The organism is Bartonella sp. OD88NMGDW (assembly GCF_042193775.1).
GTDB classification, from domain to species: Bacteria; Pseudomonadota; Alphaproteobacteria; order Rhizobiales; family Rhizobiaceae; genus Bartonella; species Bartonella grahamii.
The window spans coordinates 1-637 of the sequence record NZ_JBHIMA010000083.1 but is presented as its reverse complement, the minus strand read 5'-3'; the positions used below and the strand labels follow the sequence as shown (position 1 = coordinate 637).

At 44.1% G+C, this 637-nt stretch carries 1 protein-coding gene; it reads right to left on the bottom strand.

All coding sequences use genetic code 11. The features are described from left to right. Window positions 1-88 precede the first annotated feature (88 nt). Window positions 89-637, bottom strand: a 549-nt coding sequence (locus tag ACFIJR_RS09225) for a phage tail protein (RefSeq protein ID WP_375654091.1), incomplete at its 5' end; no start/stop codon positions are given.

The window sequence follows — 637 nt, the reverse complement described above, 5'->3', positions numbered from 1 at the left end:
TGTCCTTTTGACCAATCAATCAAATCATCACAATAGGCATTCAAGGAGGCATTTAAAGACCAATCATAGATCGTCGACATCTTACACCTCATGTCTTAATCGCAAACAGAACACTCACATTAACTGGACGCGTCTCGCCTTCACCAGTGCTCTCCAAAACAACCTCTTGGCTCTCATCAAGAGTATAAGAACTTACAATGTAGCCCCCTAAATTCTCACGCTCTATGCCCATAAAATTCGCTAGAGAGCTCCCCCCAAACAAGCCTAGACGATAGCCCAATACATCTGTCGTATTCCCATCCCAAAAGTTTTCGTTGCTGGTAAAATGAGACATCGAAAGGCTCTGTCCTTGATGTTGGTGAGACTCGATTAAATCTGTTTGCACACTTGCAAAAGAACGCCCTTCATCAATATTGCGCCCTCCATCAAGCCCCCGTAAAAACATTCCTCGAAAATCGGGAACATTAAACGTCGTAACGCCATCCCCCTCTCCCCAAACCGTTCCTATCGTCTCAAATAAATCACGATAATCACGACGCAAATAAGCCTTCCCATCGCAAATTAACCAATCCTTTGGAATCCCACGCATTCCAAACGTTCCTATAAAACCCGTGGGATAAAGACTGCTTTCTTCTTC